Source organism: Biomaibacter sp. TOL (assembly GCF_059717795.1).
The window spans coordinates 1,207,294-1,230,822 of record NZ_AP046092.1; the positions used below are offsets into that span (position 1 = coordinate 1,207,294).

Annotated in this window: 18 protein-coding genes, 3 pseudogenes and 1 riboswitch; of the genes and pseudogenes, 13 read left to right on the top strand and 8 right to left on the bottom strand. The window is 48.1% G+C overall.

Annotation, left to right across the window (positions count from 1 at the left end):
- Window positions 1–14 precede the first annotated feature (14 nt).
- The 6 genes and pseudogenes from AC6I1H_RS06095 to AC6I1H_RS06120 form a co-directional block, all read right to left on the bottom strand.
- Complete coding sequence (locus AC6I1H_RS06095) at window positions 15–557, bottom strand: C-GCAxxG-C-C family protein (protein ID WP_497740075.1); 543 nt, start codon at window positions 555–557, stop codon at window positions 15–17.
- A gap of 539 nt (window positions 558–1,096) precedes the next feature.
- A pseudogene (locus AC6I1H_RS06100) lies at window positions 1,097–1,249 on the bottom strand (putative hydroxymethylpyrimidine transporter CytX); the annotation flags it as partial.
- A complete protein-coding gene (gene thiD, locus AC6I1H_RS06105) occupies window positions 1,233–2,039 on the bottom strand; it encodes a bifunctional hydroxymethylpyrimidine kinase/phosphomethylpyrimidine kinase (RefSeq protein ID WP_497740076.1) in 807 nt (268 codons plus the stop codon). The pseudogene AC6I1H_RS06100 and the gene thiD, both read right to left, overlap by 17 nt.
- A 68-nt stretch (window positions 2,040–2,107) precedes the next feature.
- A riboswitch (TPP riboswitch) is annotated at window positions 2,108–2,210 on the bottom strand.
- Window positions 2,211–2,290: 80 nt separating this feature from the next.
- Window positions 2,291–2,482 carry a hypothetical protein gene (locus AC6I1H_RS06110; RefSeq protein WP_497740077.1) on the bottom strand — a complete coding sequence of 64 codons (192 nt, stop codon included), beginning with the start codon at window positions 2,480–2,482 and terminating at the stop codon, window positions 2,291–2,293.
- Between the two features lie 102 nt (window positions 2,483–2,584).
- Entirely contained in the window at window positions 2,585–3,583 is a 999-nt protein-coding gene (locus tag AC6I1H_RS06115) for an NAD/NADP octopine/nopaline dehydrogenase family protein (protein WP_497740078.1), read from the bottom strand.
- Window positions 3,584–3,631: 48 nt separating this feature from the next.
- Window positions 3,632–4,192 (bottom strand): annotated as a pseudogene (locus tag AC6I1H_RS06120) (sugar-binding domain-containing protein).
- Window positions 4,193–4,320: 128 nt separating this feature from the next.
- Between AC6I1H_RS06120 and AC6I1H_RS06125 the strand changes: the two are divergent.
- From AC6I1H_RS06125 to AC6I1H_RS06170, 10 genes are all read left to right on the top strand, one after another.
- Window positions 4,321–5,457 carry a PucR family transcriptional regulator gene (locus tag AC6I1H_RS06125; RefSeq protein ID WP_497740079.1) on the top strand — a complete coding sequence of 379 codons (1,137 nt, stop codon included), beginning with the start codon at window positions 4,321–4,323 and terminating at the stop codon, window positions 5,455–5,457.
- A gap of 98 nt (window positions 5,458–5,555) precedes the next feature.
- The gene (locus AC6I1H_RS06130; RefSeq protein WP_497740080.1) at window positions 5,556–6,638 is read left to right on the top strand and encodes an S-methyl thiohydantoin desulfurase family protein; all 1,083 of its coding nucleotides are present in this window, start codon (window positions 5,556–5,558) and stop codon (window positions 6,636–6,638) included.
- A gap of 177 nt (window positions 6,639–6,815) precedes the next feature.
- Window positions 6,816–7,850: a 2,5-dihydroxypyridine 5,6-dioxygenase NicX family protein gene (locus AC6I1H_RS06135; protein ID WP_497740081.1), complete on the top strand. Its 1,035-nt coding sequence runs from the start codon at window positions 6,816–6,818 to the stop codon at window positions 7,848–7,850.
- A gap of 23 nt (window positions 7,851–7,873) precedes the next feature.
- The gene (locus tag AC6I1H_RS06140; RefSeq protein ID WP_497740082.1) at window positions 7,874–9,481 is read left to right on the top strand and encodes an ABC transporter substrate-binding protein; all 1,608 of its coding nucleotides are present in this window, start codon (window positions 7,874–7,876) and stop codon (window positions 9,479–9,481) included.
- 18 nt (window positions 9,482–9,499) lie between these two features.
- Complete coding sequence (locus AC6I1H_RS06145) at window positions 9,500–10,510, top strand: ABC transporter permease (RefSeq protein ID WP_497740083.1); 1,011 nt, start codon at window positions 9,500–9,502, stop codon at window positions 10,508–10,510.
- A 12-nt stretch (window positions 10,511–10,522) separates the two neighbouring features.
- Entirely contained in the window at window positions 10,523–11,410 is an 888-nt protein-coding gene (gene nikC / locus AC6I1H_RS06150) for a nickel transporter permease (RefSeq protein ID WP_497740084.1), read from the top strand.
- Between the two features lies 1 nt (window position 11,411).
- A complete protein-coding gene (locus AC6I1H_RS06155; protein ID WP_497740085.1) occupies window positions 11,412–12,404 on the top strand; it encodes an ABC transporter ATP-binding protein in 993 nt (330 codons plus the stop codon).
- Entirely contained in the window at window positions 12,397–13,359 is a 963-nt protein-coding gene (locus AC6I1H_RS06160; protein WP_497740086.1) for an ABC transporter ATP-binding protein, read from the top strand. The genes AC6I1H_RS06155 and AC6I1H_RS06160 overlap by 8 nt, the downstream gene beginning before the upstream one ends.
- A 182-nt stretch (window positions 13,360–13,541) precedes the next feature.
- On the top strand, window positions 13,542–14,723 hold the full coding sequence (locus tag AC6I1H_RS06165) for a hypothetical protein (protein WP_497740087.1): 1,182 nt from the start codon (window positions 13,542–13,544) through the stop codon (window positions 14,721–14,723).
- 128 nt (window positions 14,724–14,851) lie between these two features.
- Window positions 14,852–15,190, top strand: a complete 339-nt coding sequence (locus tag AC6I1H_RS06170) for a hypothetical protein (RefSeq protein ID WP_497740088.1) — start codon at window positions 14,852–14,854, stop codon at window positions 15,188–15,190.
- A 47-nt stretch (window positions 15,191–15,237) separates the two neighbouring features.
- Here the strand turns inward: AC6I1H_RS06170 and AC6I1H_RS06175 are convergent, their stop codons facing one another.
- Window positions 15,238–15,447 carry a hypothetical protein gene (locus tag AC6I1H_RS06175; RefSeq protein WP_497740902.1) on the bottom strand — a complete coding sequence of 70 codons (210 nt, stop codon included), beginning with the start codon at window positions 15,445–15,447 and terminating at the stop codon, window positions 15,238–15,240.
- A 43-nt stretch (window positions 15,448–15,490) separates the two neighbouring features.
- Here AC6I1H_RS06175 and AC6I1H_RS06180 point away from each other — a divergent pair.
- From AC6I1H_RS06180 to AC6I1H_RS06190, 3 genes and pseudogenes are all read left to right on the top strand, one after another.
- Window positions 15,491–15,919: pseudogene (locus AC6I1H_RS06180) on the top strand (S-layer homology domain-containing protein); the annotation flags it as partial.
- 63 nt (window positions 15,920–15,982) lie between these two features.
- Window positions 15,983–18,961 carry an InlB B-repeat-containing protein gene (locus AC6I1H_RS06185; protein WP_497740723.1) on the top strand — a complete coding sequence of 993 codons (2,979 nt, stop codon included), beginning with the start codon at window positions 15,983–15,985 and terminating at the stop codon, window positions 18,959–18,961.
- A gap of 22 nt (window positions 18,962–18,983) precedes the next feature.
- Window positions 18,984–21,332, top strand: a complete 2,349-nt coding sequence (locus AC6I1H_RS06190) for a hypothetical protein (protein ID WP_497740089.1) — start codon at window positions 18,984–18,986, stop codon at window positions 21,330–21,332.
- 178 nt (window positions 21,333–21,510) lie between these two features.
- Here the strand turns inward: AC6I1H_RS06190 and AC6I1H_RS06195 are convergent, their stop codons facing one another.
- Window positions 21,511–23,394, bottom strand: coding sequence for a DUF4914 family protein (locus AC6I1H_RS06195; RefSeq protein WP_497740090.1), 1,884 nt, complete (start codon window positions 23,392–23,394; stop codon window positions 21,511–21,513).
- Between the last annotated feature and the right edge of the window lie 135 nt (window positions 23,395–23,529).

A 23,529-nucleotide genomic window follows, 5' to 3' on the forward strand; every position in this document is an offset into this window, starting at 1 on the left:
ATTTTATCAAAATTTTATTCAGTCTTTGGCGGTATGCTTTCATCCAGCAAAATTTCGGCGATCCATTTTGCGGCGGTCCCCACGACATGGGTGCATTTGTCAATGTGGGCGCCTGCCTCTTCAAAGGCTTTTTTTTCGTCGGGATCACTTATGTCATAATTCCTCCCAAACATGAACATCTGCACCGCCGGACACGTTTCTCCACCGTAAGTTTCATTAAAAAGCCTGCGCAGCTTTCTGACAAGCTCGCGGTACCTGAACTGGGAACCGCTTATTCCGTAATGTTCCAGATCTTTGCCGAAAAAGTAGGAAATAATCATTATGCCTCCCGCAAATGCTCCGCATGTACCTTTGGCCTCATCCGCAATCCCTCCGGAAAACCCGCTTGCCGCCTTGAAAACAATTTCGTCCACGTCAAAAAGTTCCGAAACAGCCGCTACCACCGCTTGGGAACAGCCTCTGTATTTGCCCTCGTAGTAGTAGCCTCTATCATAAGCTTTTTCCAAAATATGCTTTTTAATGTCATTATACTCAATATAATCAATTTCTTTTTCCATAAATAATCACTCCGATATTTTTTTGAATCTATCCTTAGATATAACATATTTTTCTCATCTTGTCACTCTACCAAATTATAATTTTTCAACGCATTGTGACAGATTTTCCTGCAACAACCTGCAGGATTTTTACTGTTTTTCTAGAATTACTATTAAATTTTAATTGTCCGGGGGTAAACATCATGGGAATAACCGTTGCGGAATTAATATCATGCTAAATTCATAGACCCTTATATATATAAGGCCTGTAAGGACTACGTCTAGAAGGGTAACTCCAACAGGAGTATCATACCTCAGAATGACGTAGTAAATGGCCACCCCTATAGCCCATTAAAAGAGCGCCTTGATATTAAACCTGCAGTTGCTTTTATCCTCTTTAAAGATAAAGTAGTCGGTCACAAGGACAGCAAAGGGGGGAGCAAATACTGAACCTATGGCATAATCTCGGAATCCGCCATTCTTGTGTAATCAGAAACCAGCGGCAGCCATGAAAGAGGCATCACTACCGCCAGCTCTACCCCCTGGCCAAAACTCATACCGCCAGAGATATGGCCCAGAAGGATTGCCAGCAAACCATTTTTAAAACCCATAGGGGCATAAAGGGTACCCGTCATTATCTCTGCCATGGAGATTGCGGCCCCAAACCAGAGCAGAAACATGCTGCGGAAGGAAAGTTTAATGTTCACGTCCATCACCTCGGGTCCGACAATTCCAGAAATGATTGGTGGGGCCAACGCCATTTCCAATATCCAGTGAATATCTTATAGCCCCGGTAATGTATTCCTTAGCACTCTTTACGGACTCTAATAGGGAATATCCCAGGGCCAGGTTGGCTGCAATGGCAGAAGAAAAAGTGCATCCGGTGCCATGAGTATTTTTAGTTTGTATCCTCTCCGATACTATTTCGTAAAAATCTTTTCCATCGTAGAAAATATCCAAAGCATCTCCTGCAAGATGACCACCTTTAATCACTACTGTTTTCGCTCCCAGAGCCAGTATCCTTTTCGCAGCATCCCTCATGCACTCCTTGCCTTTAATCTTTATACCGCTTAATGCCTCTGCTTCCATAAGGTTTGGTGTGACCACAAGACTCAAAGGTATGAGTTCTTTCTTTAAAGCCTCCATGGCTTCAGGTTTTAATAGATGGCTCCCGCTCTTTGATATCATGACCGGGTCTAAAACCACCCCTTCAGGCTCGTATTTTTTAAGCCCCTCCGCAATAGCCCTTATTATCTCCCCGTTGGAGACCATGCCTATCTTTACAGCATCGGGATAGAGGTCCTCAAAGACAGCCTTCATCTGGAGCAGTACCATCTCAGGACTTATATCCTCTATTCCAAGCACGCCCATGGTATTCTGGGCTGTCACCGATGTGATGACGCTCATGCCGAATACCCCGTGGGCTGAAAAGGTCTTTAAATCTGCCTGTATGCCTGCTCCTCCGCCGGAGTCCGAGCCGGCAATTGTAAGTGCCAGTTTCATTATGCCACCTCCAAAATTTAAGCCCACCTGAATAGGCGGGCGAATTTAAAAAATAAAAGTGCCCTGTGTAAGGCACTATCACGCTTTCCTACGCAGGTATTATCCTGACAGGTTCAAGGGTCGGGAATAAATCCCCTCTCAGCCTCATATGAAGCTCCCCTAGCATCCTCAATATTCATTTTTTCTATATTTATATTCTACATATATTCGGCAATTCCTGCCGGGAATATAAAAAATGATCTTAATGCAATTCAAATGCCCCGTTTTTTAGACGTTAGTGTTTGTCGGTTTTTTGTGCTAATTCTTCTCTCGTCACCTTTTCTCCCCATCGAAATTCTCCGACTTTTAAACCCTTTTTCCAGCGGGCCGTGTCGGAATTCCACCGCATCCATGCCGTATGCCGGAAACTTTGAAAGTTCCTGAATAAAAACCTGTACGCCCATAAACCCTTCTATTAACCGCCCATGCTTAACAAAGCACAGCCAAGAATGAGAATAGGCTTTAATATAATCTATGTTTCATATTCAAATAATTTGTAAATCAAGCTATCCTATGTAATCTTTCAAGTCTTTAATATTAAATCCACCGATGCCCATTTCATCGAGTGTCCTGCCTTCATTCATAAAGTCTCTTTTTAACAGGGCTGATGCTAAATTAATTATTGATTTAATCAGAGGAGCGTCAACACCTGCAATTTTGCTTAAACAATACATTGGTACTAAACCCATAGGAACGTCCTCGGTTAAATACCTACATTCTATATAGTATTCAAACTCCGCGTTTTTGTCCTCTATTCTTCCTACATTCAATAGAAATGGTATCGGATGGAATAGAGCTCCAATGTTATACATGCTTGTGAATAGTACATTTGGTGCAGCTTTATATTGTGGTATATAATCATTCACAGTTCGAATCAGATTTTTAATATTCTCAGAGGGTATGCTGGATATATATACATAATTTTTAGTACCAAAAATTTTGACTTCAACAGACGATAGTTTCCTGCAGGCATAAAGTAATGTTTGAGTTTCCAATATATCAACTTTAATACCTGCATCAGGGAATCCTAATTTTTTAAATACTTCAATCATACCCCCGGCAGTACCATGACCACCTGACCAGCCGATTTCAATAATGGAACCTACATATGCTGGTATTCTCCAGATAGGTCCAATAACATAGGCTACAAGGCCTATACCTAAAATCCACTGTATTGAATCAATAAACCATGAATAAGTTAATTGAGAACCACCCTTTTCCCAAATATCTTTTGGTTTTGGGACTGTAGCACCTAAGAATATACATGCAAAAACTATGTTAATGAGGTTTCCCGGTAGTGCCGCCCATGTTTTCATAATATCTTCAGGAATAACATTGAAATCGTAAGTTCCAAATGCCAGGGCCAAAAATCCGCCGATAAGCGCTGAAGGAAGGTAGAGTTTTTGAAAGAGTTTGATTTTAACTCTTAAAAACTTACCCAGAAGTAAGAATAGTCCGCTGTATCCAACGGCAATCATAAGGTCCAAAATGTTTTTACTTGTCATAGTTAACCCTCATAGTTAACCCTCCTTATTTTTCTATTTTTTTATTTTTTAAATTACCACTTTTTCTTCATTTTCATCCCCCTCGTCTAGCTCAATAATCTTTATTGAATCAGGAGAAATAGTTCCTATGCCGACTAATGCTATAGTGGTCTTGGCTCCGAGTTCCAGGATCTCTTTTATATTTTTATCTTCCAAAAGTCCTTTTTTAACTTCGGGATTGGTAACCACAGCGGGACAATGAAGCAAGACCAGGCTGCTGTTAAACACCATGCTCAGCCGCCTGGCAAGTTCCGCTGCTTCCAGATCCTCGGCTCCGTTGTTCAGCCCGCCCACCAGCTGAACCACTTTTGTCCCTTCAATGCCGAAAGGCTACAGTTGATTTACCAGTTCGAACAGAGTATGCCCCCAGGAAATTCCGATGATGTCATCAGGGGGCACTATTCTTTTGAGATAATCTGCACCGGCCTGTCCAAGAATTTGTAAAACATTGTCGTCATCTTGCGCATTTATTATTATGGCTTCCCTTAAATTAAAGCGCAGTTCAAATTCTGTTTCCAAACTGTTGCACGACATAATGGGCTGGATGATATTTATCTGGACAATGCCCATGCTTCTTGCTTCAGCAATGAGTTTTATTTAAGTTTGCAAATGGCGTCAGATCTTCCTACATTAACCTGCAGGATTTTTGTGATATTTCTAGAACTATTAATAAACTCAGATTGGTCGGGGTGAATAGTGTGGGAATAACCGTTAAAGAAGCTTTAAAACTCAAAGGTCTAGACAGGGCCAAATTGATAGCGGGTCAAAGCGGCACGGACAGGGCTATAAAAAGAGTGAGCGTGATAGAATGCCCCGAGTCTCCAGAATTGTTCACAGCGGGAGATTTTTTCATTACTGCCTTTTTTGCTCTTAAAGATGACGTGGATGCCCAGCTTTCCATGATAAAAGCCCTGGTTGATTCGGAATGCAGCGGTCTGTGCATTATAGACATGTATCTTTCAGACCTTTCCGAACCCGTTAAACGTTTTGCCGATGAGGCATGTTTCCCGGTTATGATTCTCCCAAATGACGTGCCTTATGCCGAAATTATCACCAATGTCATGGATGCAATAATCAAGAGCAAGGACAACATTATTAACGAGATGCATGTGGATACCTTGCTTGCACCTGGAAAAACACAAAGAGAAATAATCGAAACTGCAAAAAAGATTAATAACAGATTCAAAGAAAAAATTGCGGCAGCATTTTATGAAAATACGATGTTTTCTGCTGAAGACGCACTCAGAAAATTAAAAAACAGCGCCGATTTTCCTGAATGCTGGTCATTGTTAAAATATAAAAAAGGCATCCTTGCCCTCATGAGCTTTGGAAATGAACCAAAAAAAAGCATCGATATGCGCATGGAATCATTCTTGAAAGCTGCAGAAAGCGCAGGAGGAAAATACACACTCGGCATCGGCAATCTGCACCAGTCCCTTTCTGAAATTAATCTCGCCATTAAAGAGGCCCTTCTGGCGCACGATGCATCATGCACAATGGTGGTTAAAAACATCGTTTTTTACAGGGATTTGGGCATTTACAAGCTTTTAATGCTATTGAAGAATGAGCCAGAGCTTAAAAACTACATGAATGAAATAATTAATCCAATTGAGGATTACGATAGAAAATACCGCACCAAGCTTTTGGACACCATGATTTCTTATGTGGAAAACGACGGCGACATCGCGAGGACGGCAAAAGCCCTTTTCCTTCACATAAATACCGTAAGGTACCGCATAGAAAAGATAAAAGAGATACTACAAATGGAACACCTGCATGGAGGTTTTTATGAACAGATTTCCCTGGCTATAAAAATCTTTAAGCTTTGTAGATAATACATTAAAAAGTCTCTTTTTTTATATTTATTACAAAGGGAATTTCTGCTCTTTGTAGAATTTAAAATAAAATTTTAAATGTTCAAGAGGTGATTCCATTGAAAATTCTAACACCGCAGGAACTGGAGGATATGCTGTACGGCTGTACCATCCTCGGAACCGGAGGCGGCGGCAACCTTTGCAAAGGATTAAAATTAATTGAAAAAGACCTTGCCGAAGGCAGGGAATTTAAGTTAATGGGATTTGACGAGCTTGGCGAAGATGAATGGGTTGTATGTCCCTACATGTGCGGCGCAGTAACTGAAGAGGAACAGTTCTCTGATGAGCTTGAGCAACCGAGCATCGTTACAGCTGTAAAGGCGCTGGAAAAATATCTGAAAAAATCATTTAAAGCCGCTGTCGCCAGTGAAATGGGAGGCATGAATACTGCTGTCGCCCTATCCGCGGCTGCAAATCTGAATCTCCCAATTGTCGATGCCGATGCCGCCGGAAGAGCGGTGCCCGAACTTCAGCATTCCACTTATTATATAAACGGCATACCCATTGCACCTATGGGGCTGGCCACCGAATTCGGTGATGTAGCCGTGGTAGAGAAAGTGAAGGACGATTTCAGGGCGGAAGCTTTAGTCAGGGCTATGGCGGCTGCCAGCAAGAATTCCATTGCCGTGGCGGATCATCCGGGCCCCTGGTCATTCATCAAGAAGGCTCTTGTCCCCTATACCTTGACTTATGCCGAAAAGCTGGGCAGAATTCGGCGGGAAGCACTTCATGCGGGCAAAGATGCCGTGACAGAAATCTGCAAGGCTGGAGGCGGCAAAATTCTCTTCAAGGGAATCATTAAAAAACATGACTGGGAGATAAGGGAAGGATTCACATACGGCGATATTTACATTGAGGGTGCGGCTGAACATACTGGCCACGAATACCATATCTGGTATCAAAATGAAAATATCGTGGCGAAAAAAGATGGTATATTCCATGTTACCATTCCGGATCTCATAACTCTCCTGGATGAGAACGCATCGCCTGTAACGAATCCCGGTGGAAGGCCCAGAATGAAAGTAACAGTTATAGGCCTGCCGGCACCAGAAATGTGGACTACGCCGAAGGGCATAGAAACCTTTGGGCCCAGGTATTTCAGATTTGATACTGATTATCTTTCCATATCCTCGGTAAAATGATCGTGATGAAAGTTCTTTATGCTCTGGCAGAAATCGCCATATTTTTTAGTGTGTGCAACTCTGCTGAACTAGGTTTAACAAGCCCTGCGCCAGAGGTAAGCTATTTTAAGCTTGTGGCTCAGGGATTATTAAACAAAGCTTTAATTCAACATATTAAAATGCTAAAGAGGTGATATTATGAAGTATGAGCTGGAGATATACCGGGGTGCCCGACATATAATGGAATGTCTTTCTGTAAAGCAGGGGGAAACAGTCACCATAACAGCCGATACGGAATCCGATATGGATGTGGTGAAGGCCTGCGCAGCCATGGCCCATGCAGCAGAGGCAAAGCCACTTGTGCTTTATATTCCGGCGCCATGCGGGGTGGGAAAAGCCGCAGATCCATATTTGCCTCTTTCCCCTCTTTCCGAGGCTTTGGGACATTCGGACGTATGGATCGAGTTCAACAATGAATGGCTCCTGTATTCCACCGCTTTTGAAAAGGCCTTTGAAAAAAACCCTAAGATACGTTACCTGTGCCTTGTAGGCATGGATAAAGACATGCTCGTCAGGACGGTGGCGAGGGTGGATTTTGCAAAACTCTCACAATTCATGGGCAGAATTGCCGATTTGACAAGAGCTGCAAAACACATAAAGATTGAAAATGCCGCCGGCACTCATGTAGAATTCGACAACGAAGAAGCACATCCTTTTGCAAACGATGACGGAAGCGCCTCGGGACCGGGAATGTATTTTCTGGCAGGCCAGATAAGTTGGTGCCCTAAATTTGATACCATTGAAGGCAGGATAGTTTTTGACGGTTCTCTCACTCCACCGATAGGGCTTCTGTCTGCACCTGTAGAGCTTACTGTAGAAAAAGGAATCATAAAGGATATCAAAGGCGGGAAGGATGCGACAGTGTTTAAAAACTGGCTTTCATCCTTCAATCATCCCAACATGTTCAGAATGGCTCACATCTGCTATGGCTTCAACCCCGGCGCGAAACTTACGGGAAATGTCCTCGAAGATGAAAGGGTATGGGGATGCACCGAATGGGAGATCGGCTACATGAACAAATTCGATGCTCCTCCATCAGGCATAGATGCGCCTTCCCACTGCGACGGCATTTGTCTGAACTCCACTGTTATTCTCGACGGCAGGGTGGTATTGAAAGACGGCAGGGTGGCTGATGATGAATTGAAGAGCCTGAGCATTGGCCTTGAGCCTTAAATATTAATTTAGGAGGTTGGACAATGAAAAAATCAAGTGTATTCATCACTTTGTTGTTGATACTTGCACTGGCAGTCACGGGCTGCGGCGGCGGTCAGGGCACCGGACAGAGCCAGAACCAGAATCAGTCGGGCGGTACAACTCCTACTAAAAACGACGTGGCTATATATGGCATTCACATTGAGCCCATGGTTTTTTGGGACCCCAGCGACAGTTATTCCAATGAAATTATTGTGCTTCAAAACGTTTATGAGACATTGCTTAGGTATGATCCTGCCAACGACAAATTCATCCCCGTGCTGGCGGAAAGTTATACCAAATCTTCCGACGGCCTGACTTGGACTTTCAAGATACGCAAAGGAGTGAAGTTTCACACCGGTACAGAGCTAAACGCTCAGGTTGTAAAGGCTTCTATAGAGCGGACAATAAATCGCGGCAAAGGAGCTTCTTTCATATGGTCTCCGGTTAAAGAAATCAATACTCCGGATGATTCAACTGTGGAGTTTGTCCTTAGCTACCCAGCCCCCATGGATATCATTGCATCTTCCAGCTACGGCGCATACATTTTCGATGCCAAAACCCTTGACGAAAAAGGAGAAGATTGGCTCAAGCAGGGAAACGACGTAGGCTCAGGGCCGTATACAATCAAACAGTGGAAAAACGGCGACAGCCTGCTTTTGGCTAAATTCAATGATTACTGGCAGGGATGGAACGGCAAACACGTGGAAAACGTGCTTTTCAAAGTGGTCCCCGAAAGCTCCACCGCAAGGCAGATGCTGGAAAGCGGCCAGCTTGATTTTGTCGGCTATTCGCTCCCTGTCGAAGACATCGAGGCAATGAAAAACAATTCCAAGCTGGAAATAGTTGATAAACCCTCTTTCCAGAACCTCATCGCTTTTTACAATACAAAGAAGGCTCCTTTGGACAACGAGCTCATCAGAAAGGCTATCAATTATGCCATTCCGTATGACAACATTATACAGTATGTCAAGGGCGGGTACGCTGTTAAAAGCTCCGGGCCGATACCCGAGGGAATGTGGGGGCACAGAGATGATTTAGCGATATATGACTACAATCTCGATAAGGCGAAGGAATTGTTGAAGCAGGCAGGATATCCAAACGGCGGTCTGAAACTGCTCATAACCGTCAACTCCGGCGACGAGAGCGAGCGCAAAGTGGCGGAACTCATGAAGGCTGAGCTTTCCAAGATAGGCGTAGACCTGGAGATCCAGATAATGCCCTGGGACGCCCAGTGGGCCCTGGCAAAATCCAGCGATCCAAAGCAGCGCCAGGATATTTTCGTGATGTACTGGTGGCCCGATGTCTGCGACCCATACAGTTGGATGAAGAGCCTTTTCTATAGCGAAAAGGATATCGTTTTCAATATGTCGTATTTTGAAGACAAGGAATATGACAAATTGGTGGATGAAGCCCACACTCAAGCTGGCATTGACAGGAACAAAGCGGCAAAGATTTACGGCGATGCGGAAAAGATTCTGGTGGACAAGGCGGTAGCTGCTTTTCTATACGACCAGAAGAACGTTTGGGCAAAATCCGCTTCCCTCAAAGGCTTTGTAGACAATCCAGCCTATCCTGGCGTGGTGTTCTTCTATGACACATACAAAGAGTGATTCCGGGAGTTGATCAAATTGTGGCAGTACGTTGTAAGAAGACTGGCTATAGGTATAATAATCCTGTTCGGCATATCGTTCATTACATTTTCAGTGACGATGGTCCTGCCCGCCGACCCGGCCGCCCGCTGGGTCGGCTCAAGGGCCACCGCCGAGCAGATCGCCCAGGCCAGGGTGGAGCTGGGCCTCGACAAACCACTACTGACCCGATATGCCATTTATATCACCAATCTGCTGCATGGCAACTGGGGCCTTTCTATAAGGACTCACCAGCCTGTGCTGAAAGAATTGATGACATACCTGCCCCCCACATTGGAACTCATCATAGTGGGCATGCTTTTCGCCCTGGCTCTGGGTCTTCCGCTCGGCATAGCGGCGGCCACCCGCCGGGATGGATGGCTGGATCAGGTATGCAGGACGGTTTCTGTGGCGGGCGTTTCCTTCCCTACTTTCTGGCTGGGAATGATTCTGCAGCTCATATTTTTCAGATATCTTCGCATTTTGCCTCTGGGTGACAGGCTTGACACCATGCTGGATATGCTGTCGCCCATAAGGCACTACACCGGATTTTTGCTGTTGGATTCCCTTTTATCGGGCAATATGGCCGTGTTCACCAATGCACTGGCGCACATAATACTCCCGGCCATAACCCTCGCCGCATACCCCATCGGCCTTGTGGCAAGGCAGAGCAGGGCGTCGCTTTTGGAAGTCTTAAACGAAGATTATGTAAAAGCAGCGCGGGCTTATGGCATAAAGGAGCGGACGGTGCTTTATACCTACGCTCTTAGAAATGCCATGGGACCCACCATAACCGTGCTGGCCCTTTCAGCCGGATACAGCCTCACAAATACTTTTCTGATCGAGGCTCTCTTTAACTGGCCGGGTCTCGGCAACTATACCAGCAGCGCCATAGTTACCATGGACTATACTGCCATAACGGGCATAACCATACTGGTGGCCATTGCCTATCTTATACTCAATCTTGCTGTAGACCTGATACTGGCCCTGGATCCCAGGGTGAGGTACTAGGGGGTGCGATAAATGATAGCAGTAAAACAAACAGCGGAAAAAAACACGACCAAAAAGGCAGGCTATTATATATATTTGCTGAAGAAAAGCCCATTGACCACCGCAGGTCTTTTAATAATCGGCTTACTAGTAGTGCTGGCAATTCTTGCCCCCGTTATTGTGCCATACCCGCAGGATGCGGCGGGGATAACCCATGTAAGCGATAAGCTTCTTCCTCCCAGTGCCTCCCACCTTTTCGGCACCGATGAACTTGGGCGGGACATGTTCAGCCGGGTTATTTACGGCACAAGGATTTCCCTGGGAGTGGGAACTCTGGTGGTGTGCCTGTCCCTGGCCATAGGCGTCCCTCTTGGGCTTGTGGCGGGATATGCCGGCGGCATCATAGATGAAGTTATAATGAGGATTACAGATATCTTTTTGAGCTTTCCCCCCATGCTTCTTGCCATAGTTATCGCCACTTTCCTGGGGAGAAATCTCACCAACGCCATGATAGCCATAGCTATTTCCTGGTGGCCCTGGTACACCAGGCTCATCCGCTCAGAAGCCATTTCGCTCAAGCAAAGGCCATTTATAGAAGCGGCCAAAGCCATGGGCACCTCTAAATTTAAAATCATGTTCCGACATATCCTTATCAATTCATGGAGCCCGATTATAGTCCAGGCTTCCATGGATTTCGGCTCGGTCATACTCACATCGGCGGCACTGAGTTTTTTGGGTTTGGGTGCGCAACCTCCACAGCCCGAGTGGGGCCTTATGCTAAACACCAGCAGGAATTATTTTCTAACGGCGCCGTGGTACAGCGTCTTTCCCGGCATTTTCATGTTTATAACGGTGCTCGCATTTAATTTTGTCGGCGACGGCCTCCGGGAATTCATGGATCCCAAGCTCAGGAGATTGTGAGGTGAACCATTTGGAAAACATATTGGAGATTAAAAACCTCAAGGTGGATTTTGCCACATTCAGAGGCAGGGCACATGTGCTGGACATACAAGACCTCTGCGTCAGAAAAGGTGAAATATATGGCATTGCTGGCGAAAGCGGCTCCGGTAAGAGCATACTTGCTCTATCCATCCTAAACCTCATCACCCCTCCCGGAAGGATAACCCAAGGCCAGGTCCTTTTTTCCGGCAGGGATCTTCTCAAACTTCATCCAAAAGAGATGAACCGGATAAGAGGAGAAGAAATCGCCATGATCTTCCAGGACCCCATGGCTTCTCTCAATCCGGTGCTGACTGTGGGGCAGCAGATGGTGATTACCATCAGGCAGCACAGGAAAATCAGCGCCAAAGATGCCGAGAAAGAAGCCAAAAGGCGTTTTGAAGATGTAAAACTTCCGGACCCCGATACCACTTTCAATAAATATCCCCATGAGCTTTCGGGAGGCATGAGGCAGAGGGTGCTCATAGCCCTGGCCCTTTCCTGCGGTGCAAAGCTTCTGATAGCCGATGAGGCCACCCGTGCCCTGGATGTTACCATACAGGCCGGAATCCTGGACCTTTTGAGAGATCTCAGAAAAAATAACGGCACCACGATCCTTCTCATAACAAACAGCCTTGGGGTTGCAGCCCAAATGTGCGACAGGGTAGGCATCTTATATACCGGCAAAATACTCGAAGAAGCCCCGGTGAAGGAAATCTTTAAAAGCCCATCACATCCATATACAAAAGCCCTGATAGACGCTGTTCCTACAGCAAACCTCAAAGATCAGAGGCTTCCAAACATCGGAGGTTTTGTCCCCGACCCAATAGAGTTGCCGAAGGGATGCACTTTCAGCACAAGATGTCCCCACATCATGGAGAGTTGCCGGATAGCAATGCCGAAAAAAAATGAGATAGGGCCAGAACACTTCGTATTCTGCCATTTAGCAGAGAAAAGCGGTGATGATAATGGCTGAACTTTTAAAAACAATCAACCTTAAAAAACATTTCCCCATCCGGGGAGGACTGCTGCAGAGGCCCATAGCCTGGGTGCATGCCCTGGATGGAGTCAACATAAAGATAGATGAAGGCGAATCCCTAGGGGTCGTTGGAGAATCCGGCTGCGGAAAATCAACCCTTGCCAGGGTTATCACCGGCATTTACAATGCCACCTCGGGGGACATACTGTTCAAAGGCAAAACCATATTTTCCAAAGGCACGCTTCATTACGAAAGCATAAGGGAAGACGTTCAGATAGTGTTTCAGGACCCATACTGGTCTTTAAACCCCAGGCTGCGTGTCATGGATATATTGTATGAACCACTGGAAAACTCCAAAAAATACATGGGCATAAACAAAGCCGCAAAAGCCCGCGAACTCATGGAGCTGGTTGGTCTCGACCCCGAAAAAGCCGGTGAGTACCCGCACGAATTTTCGGGCGGCCAGAGGCAGAGAATCGCCATTGCACGGGCCCTTGCCACGGACCCGAAGCTTTTGATACTTGATGAACCCACTTCCGCCGTAGATACCCTTTCCCAGGCCCAGGTCCTGAACCTGCTGGCAGATTTATACAGGGTGCGCGGCGTCTCATATATGCTTATATCCCATGACTTGGCCGTGGTACAGTACATCTGCAGGACCATCGCAGTCATGTACCTCGGCCAGGTGGTGGAAGAGGGCAGGATAGAGGACGTGTTTGAAAAGCCCCTTCACCCCTATACTATGGCGCTGTTTTCCGCCATCCCAAGCATAAACCCCGACAATTCCCGCGAAAGGATAATCCTGGAGGGCAACGTGCCAAGCGCGGTAAATCCACCTGAAGGCTGCAGATTCCATACCAGGTGTCCCGAAGCAAAGCCTGAGTGTTCTAAGGTGGTTCCGGAACTGAAGGATTATGGCAACGGTCATAGGGCAGCGTGCATAAGGATTTGAAAAATGATGGAAATGAAAGAAGGCGGGCATTAGGCACTTCAATAATGATAGACATATCTCGCCGCCCGCTTTTTTTTAATCCGGTTATTTTAAATCAGTCCTCGTATATTTCTTTTATTTGCAATATGCAAATAAAAGTAGTATATTGATTACACAATTATGAGATAGAGGAGTTGGGTGGTATGCTTTATTTGACAGTAAAAGAGGCTGCAGAGAAATGGGGGTTGGGGACACGGATTGTAACCCTCTATTGCGCGGAAAACAAAATCGATGGAGCTGTCAAAAGGGGCAATCTGTGGCTGATACCAGAGCATGCCCGGCGGCCTGCCGATAAAAGGCGCTGCCTGCAGCCGGCTCCCCAGCTCTCGCTTTCGGACGACCTTGCCCGACTCCTTGAGGCAACCTCTGGCACCATGCCACACAACAATCCGGATGCGATCCTGGATACCGTGAGCGAAGAAAGAATGCGGCTTCAATATGAGGGCGAAATCGCCTATCTGCGTGGAAATTTTCAAACTGCAATGGCCTGCTTTCAGAGAACCAGGGGAGACGACGCAGCGCGGCTTCGCGCCTGCCCTGTAACGATTGCAGCGGCCATCAGCCTGGGGGATTACCGCGCATACACCGAGATAGACACTTATCTTAAAAAATGCGCGGAAGTCCACAAGGGCAGCGGTGCGGCGGCTTTCGCGGAGCAGGCCCTTGCTACCGCCGCCGTGAGCATCATTGCACCGAACATGGTCCCAGACTGGCTGAAGGAAGGGGTTTTCAGCGCCCTCGCTCCACAAGCGAAGCCGAATGCCCTCTATTTGCGCGCGAAGTATTTTCACTGTTTAAATAAGTATGACGCCATGCTGGCCGTGGCGCAGACCGCTCTGACCCTGTCCGCACAGCCGCAGGGATTCACGACAACCGATATTTATCTGCGGGTGACCTGCGCCGTCGCCTGCCATTGTCTCGGACGCGACGACGAGGCCCGGCGCTGGCTGCTGGAAGCCATGTGCCTCGCCCTGCCCCACGGCTTTATCACGCCCTTTGCGGAGGTCGTTACTGCGCTGGGGGGGCTGATGGAGCAGTGCCTGGAACGGGAGTATCCCACCTGCCGTGACGCGGTTCTGGGACAATGGAAGCGCACCTGGAAAAACTGGATCGCTTTTCATAACCAATTTACGAAGGATAATATCACGCTTGTGCTGACCCTGCGGGAATACCATCTCGCTTTGCTTGTGGCGCAGCGAGTTCCTTACGCCAAAATTGCCAATCAACATTGTATTTCCGTAGGCAGACTCAAGAATATCATGTTGGAGATTTACGAAAAGCTATGTATATCCGGCCGGGAGGAGCTTGCAAAATACATTCTGTGAGCTGAAAAAACGTGACTTTTTGAGGGTGAAAAGTCACTCCTTAAAAAATGGATTTTCCCCTATGATAGTAATGAAAAGCTATCACAGGGGTTTTTTTATATCCCCGTTGCGGAAAAGAGCGTGAGCGTATGTACCCTGAGCAAAAGGAACCGTATAAGGTGTACCGGGCGGGGGGCCGGGAGTTTCCCGTTTACCTTGAGTACGACGAGCAGCTTGGCGAGAGCTACCCGGCTTATCCGGACTTTGAGGAGCACCCGGAGTATACCGGCGAGGGCCGCCCCTTTGCCACGGCGGAGCAGGAGAGCTGCCCCCATTGCAAGCCCGGCGTTCCAGGGGAGCCGCCCCCCAGCGACTGCGGCGGCTGCGGCTGGTTTTACCGGGAGCAGACGCCCTGCGACCCCATCGGCGTCTGCGTGTGCGAGGCGCTGCGGCGCAAACATAAATCAGGTGAGGAGCAAAGAGAATGATATGGAAACAAAGGATGATTGTTTTATCATAGTCCAATACAAGGAGGTCATGAGAATATGAAGACGGCGCAAAAACGAGTCTTTAGCCTGCTGCTGTGCGTTATGCTTGCAATCACCATGCTGCCGGTGAATGTACTGGCGGACAGCAGTTCAGGCTCGCCCGCACAGCTTTCCGCTGCGACGGCTGGCGACACAGCCGGCGATCCGGCCGGACAGTCTTCCACCAATGCAAACGGCGGCACAATTGAGTTTGACAACCCGTTTGGGGACGTGAGGCCCGGCGACTGGTTCTTTGATGACGTGGGCTTCGTTTACACCAGCGGCCTTATGAGCGGTACCGGGACAGAACCGCGGCTGTTCAGTCCCGACATGCCTATGTCCCGGGCAATGCTGGTCACGGTCCTGTATCGTCTGGCGGGAAGCCCGGATACCTCCGGCCTGCCCAACGCTTTTACCGATGTGGCGAAAGGCTCGTGGTACAGCAGCGCTGTAGCGTGGGCAGCGGCGAACGGTATAACCGGTGGCGTGGGCGATAGCCGTTTCGCGCCGGACGATAATGTCACACGCGAACAGGCGGCGGCGATTCTTCTGAGATATGCGCGGCTGATCGGAAAGGGACCTGGCGGCGAAGCAACAGGCGGCTGTGACTTTGCCGACAGGGACAAAATCTCGGATTGGGCTTTGGAAGGCACCGTGTGGTGCAGCATGATGGGCGTCATCACGGGCAAGCCGGGAGATAACGGCATGCTCTTTGACCCGCAGCAAAACGCAACACGCGCGCAGCTTGCGGCGATGCTGCACAGGTTTTCTGATAATGTGGTCAACAGCACTGCTGGCAACCAACCTGCGACTACCTCCGGCTCCGGCACAGGTTCCGGCAATGGTTCCGGCTCGGGCTCAGGTTCGGGTGATTCTCTGACAGTCTCCTTTGAAACCAACGGCGGCACTGCAATAGCTCCTGTTTCCGTACCCCGGGGAAGCAAGCTTCCGGATGTGCCGATCCCCCTCAAGGACGACTTCACCTTTACGGGCTGGTATACCGACAGCAGTCTGACCCAACCCTTCTATTCCGACGCTCCTGTCACGGAGAGCATGACTCTTTACGCATCTTATGCGGCGAGGGACTATAACTATAAGGAATACGTCGATTCGGTCAAGTTTTTAGCGGACTGTGAAGACGACATATCATTTGAAATTTTGTCTCCGGAACCCATCGACGACGGCAATCTGGATAATTACATAACAATTAAGGATAAAGTTAACGGTGATGAAATCCCTGACGTTGCCGTAACGAGTCAGGGCGGAAACGTTTATGCCGTTTCGCCCAAGGCGCCCTACGCTTACACTCTCGGCGACACCTATGAGCTTTCCCTGATAGACGAAAGCTTAAGCTTCAATAATGAAAAACAAGAAGTCCGCACTATGGCCTTTAGCATTAAAAAGCCCGAAACCTATGACGTTGAATTCAAGGATGGCATCGTATATCTTCTCTGGAATCAGGTAAATGTAATCGACAGCGGTGTGTACAGCCTGCCGAAGGCTCTGGCCGACGACAAAGGGATCGCGGCCGGCACCACCATATGCTTGACAGACGAGCTCGATTCAAACGGGCAGGGAATTCTCAACGAAAACTCCAAGATTCGCAATGTGCTGAGCATAGTAAATACGGATTCAACAGACCCGCAGCGCGTCATGCTGTTTACCGAAGCCAGCAGCGTGGAAGACGTTTATGACCAGCTTGACGTTTATTTGAAGCAAAGCGTTGACCCGGAAAACCTGGCCAATTCAATTAATCTGGAGAAGCTTGAGCAGGAGCTGAAAACAAGCGAGGGCACGATGCGATTCACCAAGCTTCTGGCGGTGGCGCTCAATGAAAGCCAGACGGTGGCTGCTTTGTTTTCATCGAAAGACGCGACCGGATCGGCGGCGACACTCATGTCCAGTTCCTCCTCGCCATTTGCCGAGCCCACAGAAAACAATGATAAGCTTTCCATTACCGCCAATGCCCTGGTTTCCGGATTAACCGTCACCGCGTCAATCGGCACGGCCAGAAACACCAATTTCCCCGGCGCGGTCGACAACAATTGGGTCGTGCTGACAATAAAATTCAACTACAATGCGACAATCAAGAAAGTGCAGGTGAAGGCCGACTTTACTTTCAAGGAATTCATTACTCTTTCGACGGGAGCGAAGACCGGCCTGAATCTCACACAGGGGATCTATTTTGACGCCTGGATCGACGCTTACTCGCAGACGGATGTGGAATTCAACGTCCTTGTCAAGACACTGGACGTAGACGAGGATTACTTAGATATCACCGCTGAAATCCAGAAGCTTATCGACGGCTTTACGAAGGACAATTCCGATGTCCCCGGAATCGTCAAAGAGGTCTTGGGCTCGAAGGGCGACTACATAGACCTGGTGGAGGTCAATCTTTTCGAGCAGTCGCAGGATGTCAAGATGCCGGCGCCCGTTTTGCAGTTTAAAGAGAAGGGTGACTTTGTCGTCCGGCTGAATCTTGCGGTGGGGCTGTCGGCCCAAAGCACCATCATGTCCGCCAGCCGCATAGGCATCAGGGGCGGCACGAGCCAGGACCTGGAAACGTACAGGTACGGGCTTGAAGGCGACGGCAGGCAAAGCCTCGACCTGTACTGCGCGGGCTATCTGGGAGTCAAGGCCGGCGTAAGGCTTACCGTAAGCGTCAATTTCTACGGCCTTGAATCCCTGGGCAGAGTCGGCTTCACGGGAGAAGCAGGCGCCTATATGGACCTGTACGGCTTTTTGCAGCTTCATCTGCTCAAAGCCGGAGCCGCCCCCGACATCAACATGAACGGCGGCGTTTATATGGAAGTCGGCATCTATCTAGAGCTGAAAATCTTTGCCGAGTCGAAGTTATTCAGCGTAAAGGCGGAGCTTTCCGTACTGGATAAGAAATTTCCTTTCTATACCTTGGGCAACCGGTATGTACTCTACAGGTTCAAAAACGCCGGCAAAACCGTGATCATCAACCAAAACGACTACTATATCAGCAACAGCGGCCTGCTGGACTGCGAGATGCTCGACCTCACCACCGGGCAAGTGATCAAAGGCGACTATTCCAAGCTCAGTAAATTCTATTTCAAAATATCCAACCCATGGATGATCGATTGGAATGATGAGAATCATATTCAGGTCCAGCCGCAATATTTTGGGAGAACATATTACGGCGTCCGTGTGCCGAAGGGCACCCAGCGGCTGGACGCCTCGGTGCAGGTTTATTATGGCGGAGACAACCTCTGCTTCAGCAACCGGGAAAAGGGCTACACCTATAATGAGATCAAGCTCATATGGATCGATCCCGGCATCGACCCCAGAACTGTCAACCTGGACCCCGTTACGGCAACCTATGTGGTTAATCTGGACGGGGAAAAGACGACCGTACAGACAAAGTCCCTGCTTGCGGGTACCGTCCCCGGTTCTATCGACTTGTCTTCCTGGGAGAAGGACGCGGCAATAACCGGGTATGAAAACGACTGGGACGCCGCCATTTGGAAGGATACCACCTATACCATAAACATGACGAAGCTGCAGGTGCTTGTATCCTATATGTACATCCGCGACGGGCAGTGGCACTATGAGATATATGCCGCCGAAAGCGGCGACACCCTGCCCGCTCCCCCGGACTATCAGTCGCCGGGCCCGGGACGCACTTTCAAGCACTGGATGAGAAGGGATTACAAGTATATAAATAATGAGTACCCTACGACGAAATACCCGGTGCTGACGGTTTGATTTTATCCATGATTTGCAGGAATTGTGGGAACATAAGAACTTTATCCATACCGGATACGACAAAACAAAGCCGGTCTATTCGTTTGCCGGCACACTGGATGAGTGTCGTGAGAAGTTCAACGAGAACCAGAAAACCATGACCGTCCTGTATAGCAATGTGGCAGAGTATGACACTGTCCGGGTATACATCACGTTCGACTATCCCAGGATGCAATACACAGCTTATGGGCAGAATTTCGATGTAATGTATGTCAGTGAATCATTCTTCTTCGATTACGGCAAGACTCCTTTGCCCCCGCGCCAAAAGAGCTATCCCGGGTGTACGATTTTAGGATGGAGCCACAGATACGTCGCCGCGGCGGATTACGCTTATGACGGGCTGCCCCCGGCTACACAGGATACCTATTACAATCTCATTGTCGAATTCACGCAGCGCCGGATCATATTCAAAACGGATATGGGCACCTTTGCCGGCGGCAGCACTACGGCTGACTCCGGTATGATTCCATATCCGGATTACCTGAAGTATGTGGAGGACTTCCAGAACGCCAACAACTCCCTCACGATCCAACCAGTGCAAAAGGACGGCGTGCTCTACAAATTCCATCACTGGGACGTGGACTACTCTCAAGACAAGCAGGGCATCCAAACCTGGAATGCGGTGTGGGTCGCCGCTTCCGGCCAGGAGTTCACCACCACCTTCAACGCCGGAGAGGGAGCCGTGTTCCCCGGCGGAAGCACAAGCGTTTCCCTCCGGCTTACCTATGGCTCCACCGTGAATTTGTCCTCTTACGCCCCTGTTAAGGCCGCGGATAACCAGTACACCTATACGCTGACAGGCTGGAAGGATCAGAACGGAAATACCTACGGCCTGACCGACACCGTCACCGTTCAAAAGGATGTGACCTATACGGCGGTCTACACGACGGCCGAGAGGATGTATACCGTAACGATCAGCGCCGGAAACGGAAAGTTCTCCGACGGCACCAATACAAAAACCTTTACCGGCAAATACGGAGAGGATACGAATATTTCGGAAAGCATAAGCGACCCCACGCCTCCCGGGGGCAATTCCGATTACCATTATGAGTTCGACGGATGGTCGGAAGCTCTCCCGGAGATATTCACACAGGATATGACCATTACCGCGAAGTACAGACAGGTCGAAAACGAGTGCACCATCACCTTTGACGCCGGCAGCGGTTGCTTTGAGGGCAGCTCGACTACCATAACCCAGACATATCATTACGGAGATGTAATCGTCCCCCCTGCCGCTCCGACAAAAGCGGAGAACGAATACTTCCGGTACGAGTTCACGGGCTGGAGTCCGGCTCTGAACACCGGTGATATTGTTTCCGGCAGCCGCACATATACGGCAAACTACCGTTCCATTCCAAAAGATGCGACGCTGCCGGAGAGCGGGATTACCGTGACAAACGGTGAAGTGACCGAGGATATCAGCGTGGGCAGCATCCCCGGATATACCTACGAGATGATGGAAGCTCTTGACGGCAGTATTATTCCGACCCTTACGATAACGGGGGACGGACTGACCTTCAGCGGAGCAAGCGATGAAGTCAGCGTTATAATATCTGGCACGGCAAGCTCCGTAGCCTTCAGCGATCTAAGACTTTCGAGCAGTAATGTCTGGTCGGACGGAACATTGTGCGTTTCTGAAAGCAGCAGCCTGTTAACCATAAACATCAAGGGAGACTGCTCTTTCGAAACGTCGGCGGATTATCGGAGCGCCGTGCGAGCCGAGCGTCCGGTGAAGTTTGCCGGCATCGGCAGTGGAGCCTCCCTGGTGATCTGCGCTGTCGGAGGCAGCGCAGTTTACTGCGCCGACGCCCTGACCTTTGACAGCCTGAGCATGACAATAGACGCTGAGGCTGATGCGGATGTCGCTGGGGAAGATATAATGGCGTTTGTCACAGATATGGACGTAGGGGCGCAGAGCGTGTGCAGCTTCGTATATTCGGAGGTTGACATCAATTTGGAAGGAAATGGGATTTTGCTGCCGGTATTTGACGTGAAGATACAAAGCAGCACATTCAACATGAATTGCGCCTTTTCGGCGGGATCGCTTCTTGGATTGACGGTTGAAGATTCCGATGTGACCATTGCAGCCGGAAAAGGGCTTTGGATTGACGGAGAAGCCGCATTCTCCGGAGCTTCGCAAATCAAGCTGACGGCAGACGGGGGCGCGGCCATAAGCGCCGCAAGCGGTATAACCGTGCCGGATGACTACGATTTGGGCGGCGCGTCAATCCGACTTTTGACAGACAGCTCAACAGGCGATTATTATACCTTTGCCATTGAAACAGAAGGCGTCTGGATTCCGGCGGCAAATGTGGAGATACACTCTCCTTGAGGCGCTGCGCAACCTGCTGGAGAAAATAAGAATCAGGCGCATACATTGTGACGCAGGCGAGGCGCTCCGCATGAAGCGCCTCGCTTGTTGACTTTCCGTATCGGTTTGGGGTGTTCAATAAGTTTCCCTATCAGACCGTAACTTTTGCGTCACCTTCTTTTTTTCTTTAGAATTTTATTTACAGTTTCATAGGAATAAATTCCGTATAGTCTTTGAGCGTGCCTTCATAAATGCAGCATTCGATGATTTTTTTGCCCAAGGGGTCTAAGTCCGGTGACAGAAATTTTTCCAGCTCTTTTTTGAAAAAATCTTTTAATATCTTTGCTCCAGCATCATAGCCTTCATCTTCTACCTCCGGCTGATGATTAACCTCCAGAAAACCTTTGGGCAAATACGTTCCGTCTACCTTAATGCTCGCTAAAGAATATCCCAACAGAGTGCATCTAGATTCTACCAGTTGTTCCGGTTTGAATTTGGCACTGCCGCGCCTTGAAAGATACTCCCTTGCTATCCATTGAGGCATAAACCCGACTTTATATGCACCTATATGCTGATTTGGAACCAGTATATATCTCGTATTAGTTGTATCGATAATCTGCCTTAATAAAAGATTTGCCTGATCCACCATTTTCCCCGTCGCAAAAGGCCAATATGAACCTACGCCCTCACTGCTGAGGCCTACGCCGTTTATAATGCTAGGATTATCATGCCCACGGGGAGCTACAAGACGCCACAACCACGCAAGTGCTGGAGGCAATATATGAAATAATCCCAAAATGCCATAGGTCGGCTTTTCCTTTGTGCACGGAGGAGTTCTTACCCCAAAACTTCTTACATCTATTTCTACAGGCTCGTCAACTACGCTGGGGACAAAACGTCTCGGCATTATCACCCTCGGATTGGGGCATGGTTTGCCCGGTTCATCCATGGTGTGTTCCCAAATCAGACATGTAGATCCTGGTACGCCATCGATGTTCAAAAATATCAAAGGTTCTTTCGGGTGTATGGTGAGCTTCTCCAAATGAGGGTCTGTGCCATATTTCGTAATATGATCTATTCTCAAAAACCAGCCCTGTTCTGCATCTTTTACTATCAGCTTTTTGTTGTCCTTTTGCAGAGAAGGATGGCACATAGCCATATCATCGGTTACCGGCTGAAGTTCACACGTTTCTTTCAAATCAAGATACAGCTTCTCCCCGGTTTTTAAATTCTTGCCCAGCAATATCCTTCCTTCCGGCTCCTTATGGATTTGTTCAATCATTTCACTTTTTCCGCTGCCACTGGCGCCTTCGTGCATGATGGTAATAATATTTTCATAAGGTGTAATAACCTTAACAGTTGAAGCGTGTACGGTAACCCAGCCTTCTGATTCTCCTATATTCAAAAGGACTCCGTAAATGCCTTTTTTTGCACTGGGCCCGGGGTACAGGTTATACGAAAAAAGCTCATGTATATCTTCAAGCCTGTTATGGACCACTACCTGCTTGCCCTCAAAATGTGTATGCCTGAACGGAGGTGCGAGATATATAACAGCCTTCGGCTTAAATCCATCCGGTATTTTATTTTTCGGAATAAAACCCTGCAAATCCGCAAGACCTGCAGCAAAAAAGCCTGCATTGGCCGGAGCAACAAGGAGAGCGGGATATCCGAATTGTTCTCCTCCTGCCATAAACGGCATTACTATAAGGTCCTGATGTTTTAGCCACTCAAAAGTTGTTTTCCTCAGTGAAGAAAAGTCCTCTCCGTATCTATCGCGATACCTTGGTTTGTCAGTATCTCCTCTATCAGCAACAACCATACAATCGGGATCTCTTCTTCTCATATAAATATCCGTATAATTTACTGCAGCCCCATTTTTGCAGCGCACCACTGTAGCCTCAACTACTCTGCCATTACCCGGTATGTCATAAGCCACCTCAAAAATACCATATTCTTCTTTTCCGAATGCAAGATTGAATAATTCGCTTCTGCTGTCGGGCACTATTATTTTCTTGCTCTCATTATTCAAAATATCCTTCAACTCATCAGATAAAATAAACTTCTCCAATAATGTATTTTCCATTCCAACTCACTCCCTTTTGCTAGATATATAACTTCTGATTTTAAAAAGATACTTTATTATCAAGGCATTATCATTCGGATAAAAAAATGTAAACAAAAAAGCCAATATTTACTAACTCGACTCGAGTCAATAAAT

Excerpts from the sequence above, each read along its gene's own strand:
- AC6I1H_RS06095 (WP_497740075.1), bottom strand. The coding sequence starts at position 557 with ATGGAAAAAGAAATTGATTATATTGAGTATAATGACATTAAAAAGCAT.
- thiD (WP_497740076.1), bottom strand. The coding sequence starts at position 2,039 with ATGAAACTGGCACTTACAATTGCCGGCTCGGACTCCGGCGGAGGAGCA.
- AC6I1H_RS06110 (WP_497740077.1), bottom strand. The coding sequence starts at position 2,482 with ATGGGCGTACAGGTTTTTATTCAGGAACTTTCAAAGTTTCCGGCATAC.
- AC6I1H_RS06115 (WP_497740078.1), bottom strand. The coding sequence starts at position 3,583 with ATGACAAGTAAAAACATTTTGGACCTTATGATTGCCGTTGGATACAGC.
- AC6I1H_RS06135 (WP_497740081.1), top strand. The coding sequence starts at position 6,816 with ATGAAGTATGAGCTGGAGATATACCGGGGTGCCCGACATATAATGGAA.
- AC6I1H_RS06140 (WP_497740082.1), top strand. The coding sequence starts at position 7,874 with ATGAAAAAATCAAGTGTATTCATCACTTTGTTGTTGATACTTGCACTG.
- nikC (WP_497740084.1), top strand. The coding sequence starts at position 10,523 with ATGATAGCAGTAAAACAAACAGCGGAAAAAAACACGACCAAAAAGGCA.
- AC6I1H_RS06160 (WP_497740086.1), top strand. The coding sequence starts at position 12,397 with ATGGCTGAACTTTTAAAAACAATCAACCTTAAAAAACATTTCCCCATC.
- AC6I1H_RS06165 (WP_497740087.1), top strand. The coding sequence starts at position 13,542 with ATGCTTTATTTGACAGTAAAAGAGGCTGCAGAGAAATGGGGGTTGGGG.
- AC6I1H_RS06170 (WP_497740088.1), top strand. The coding sequence starts at position 14,852 with ATGTACCCTGAGCAAAAGGAACCGTATAAGGTGTACCGGGCGGGGGGC.
- AC6I1H_RS06185 (WP_497740723.1), top strand. The coding sequence starts at position 15,983 with ATGCTGCACAGGTTTTCTGATAATGTGGTCAACAGCACTGCTGGCAAC.
- AC6I1H_RS06195 (WP_497740090.1), bottom strand. The coding sequence starts at position 23,394 with ATGGAAAATACATTATTGGAGAAGTTTATTTTATCTGATGAGTTGAAG.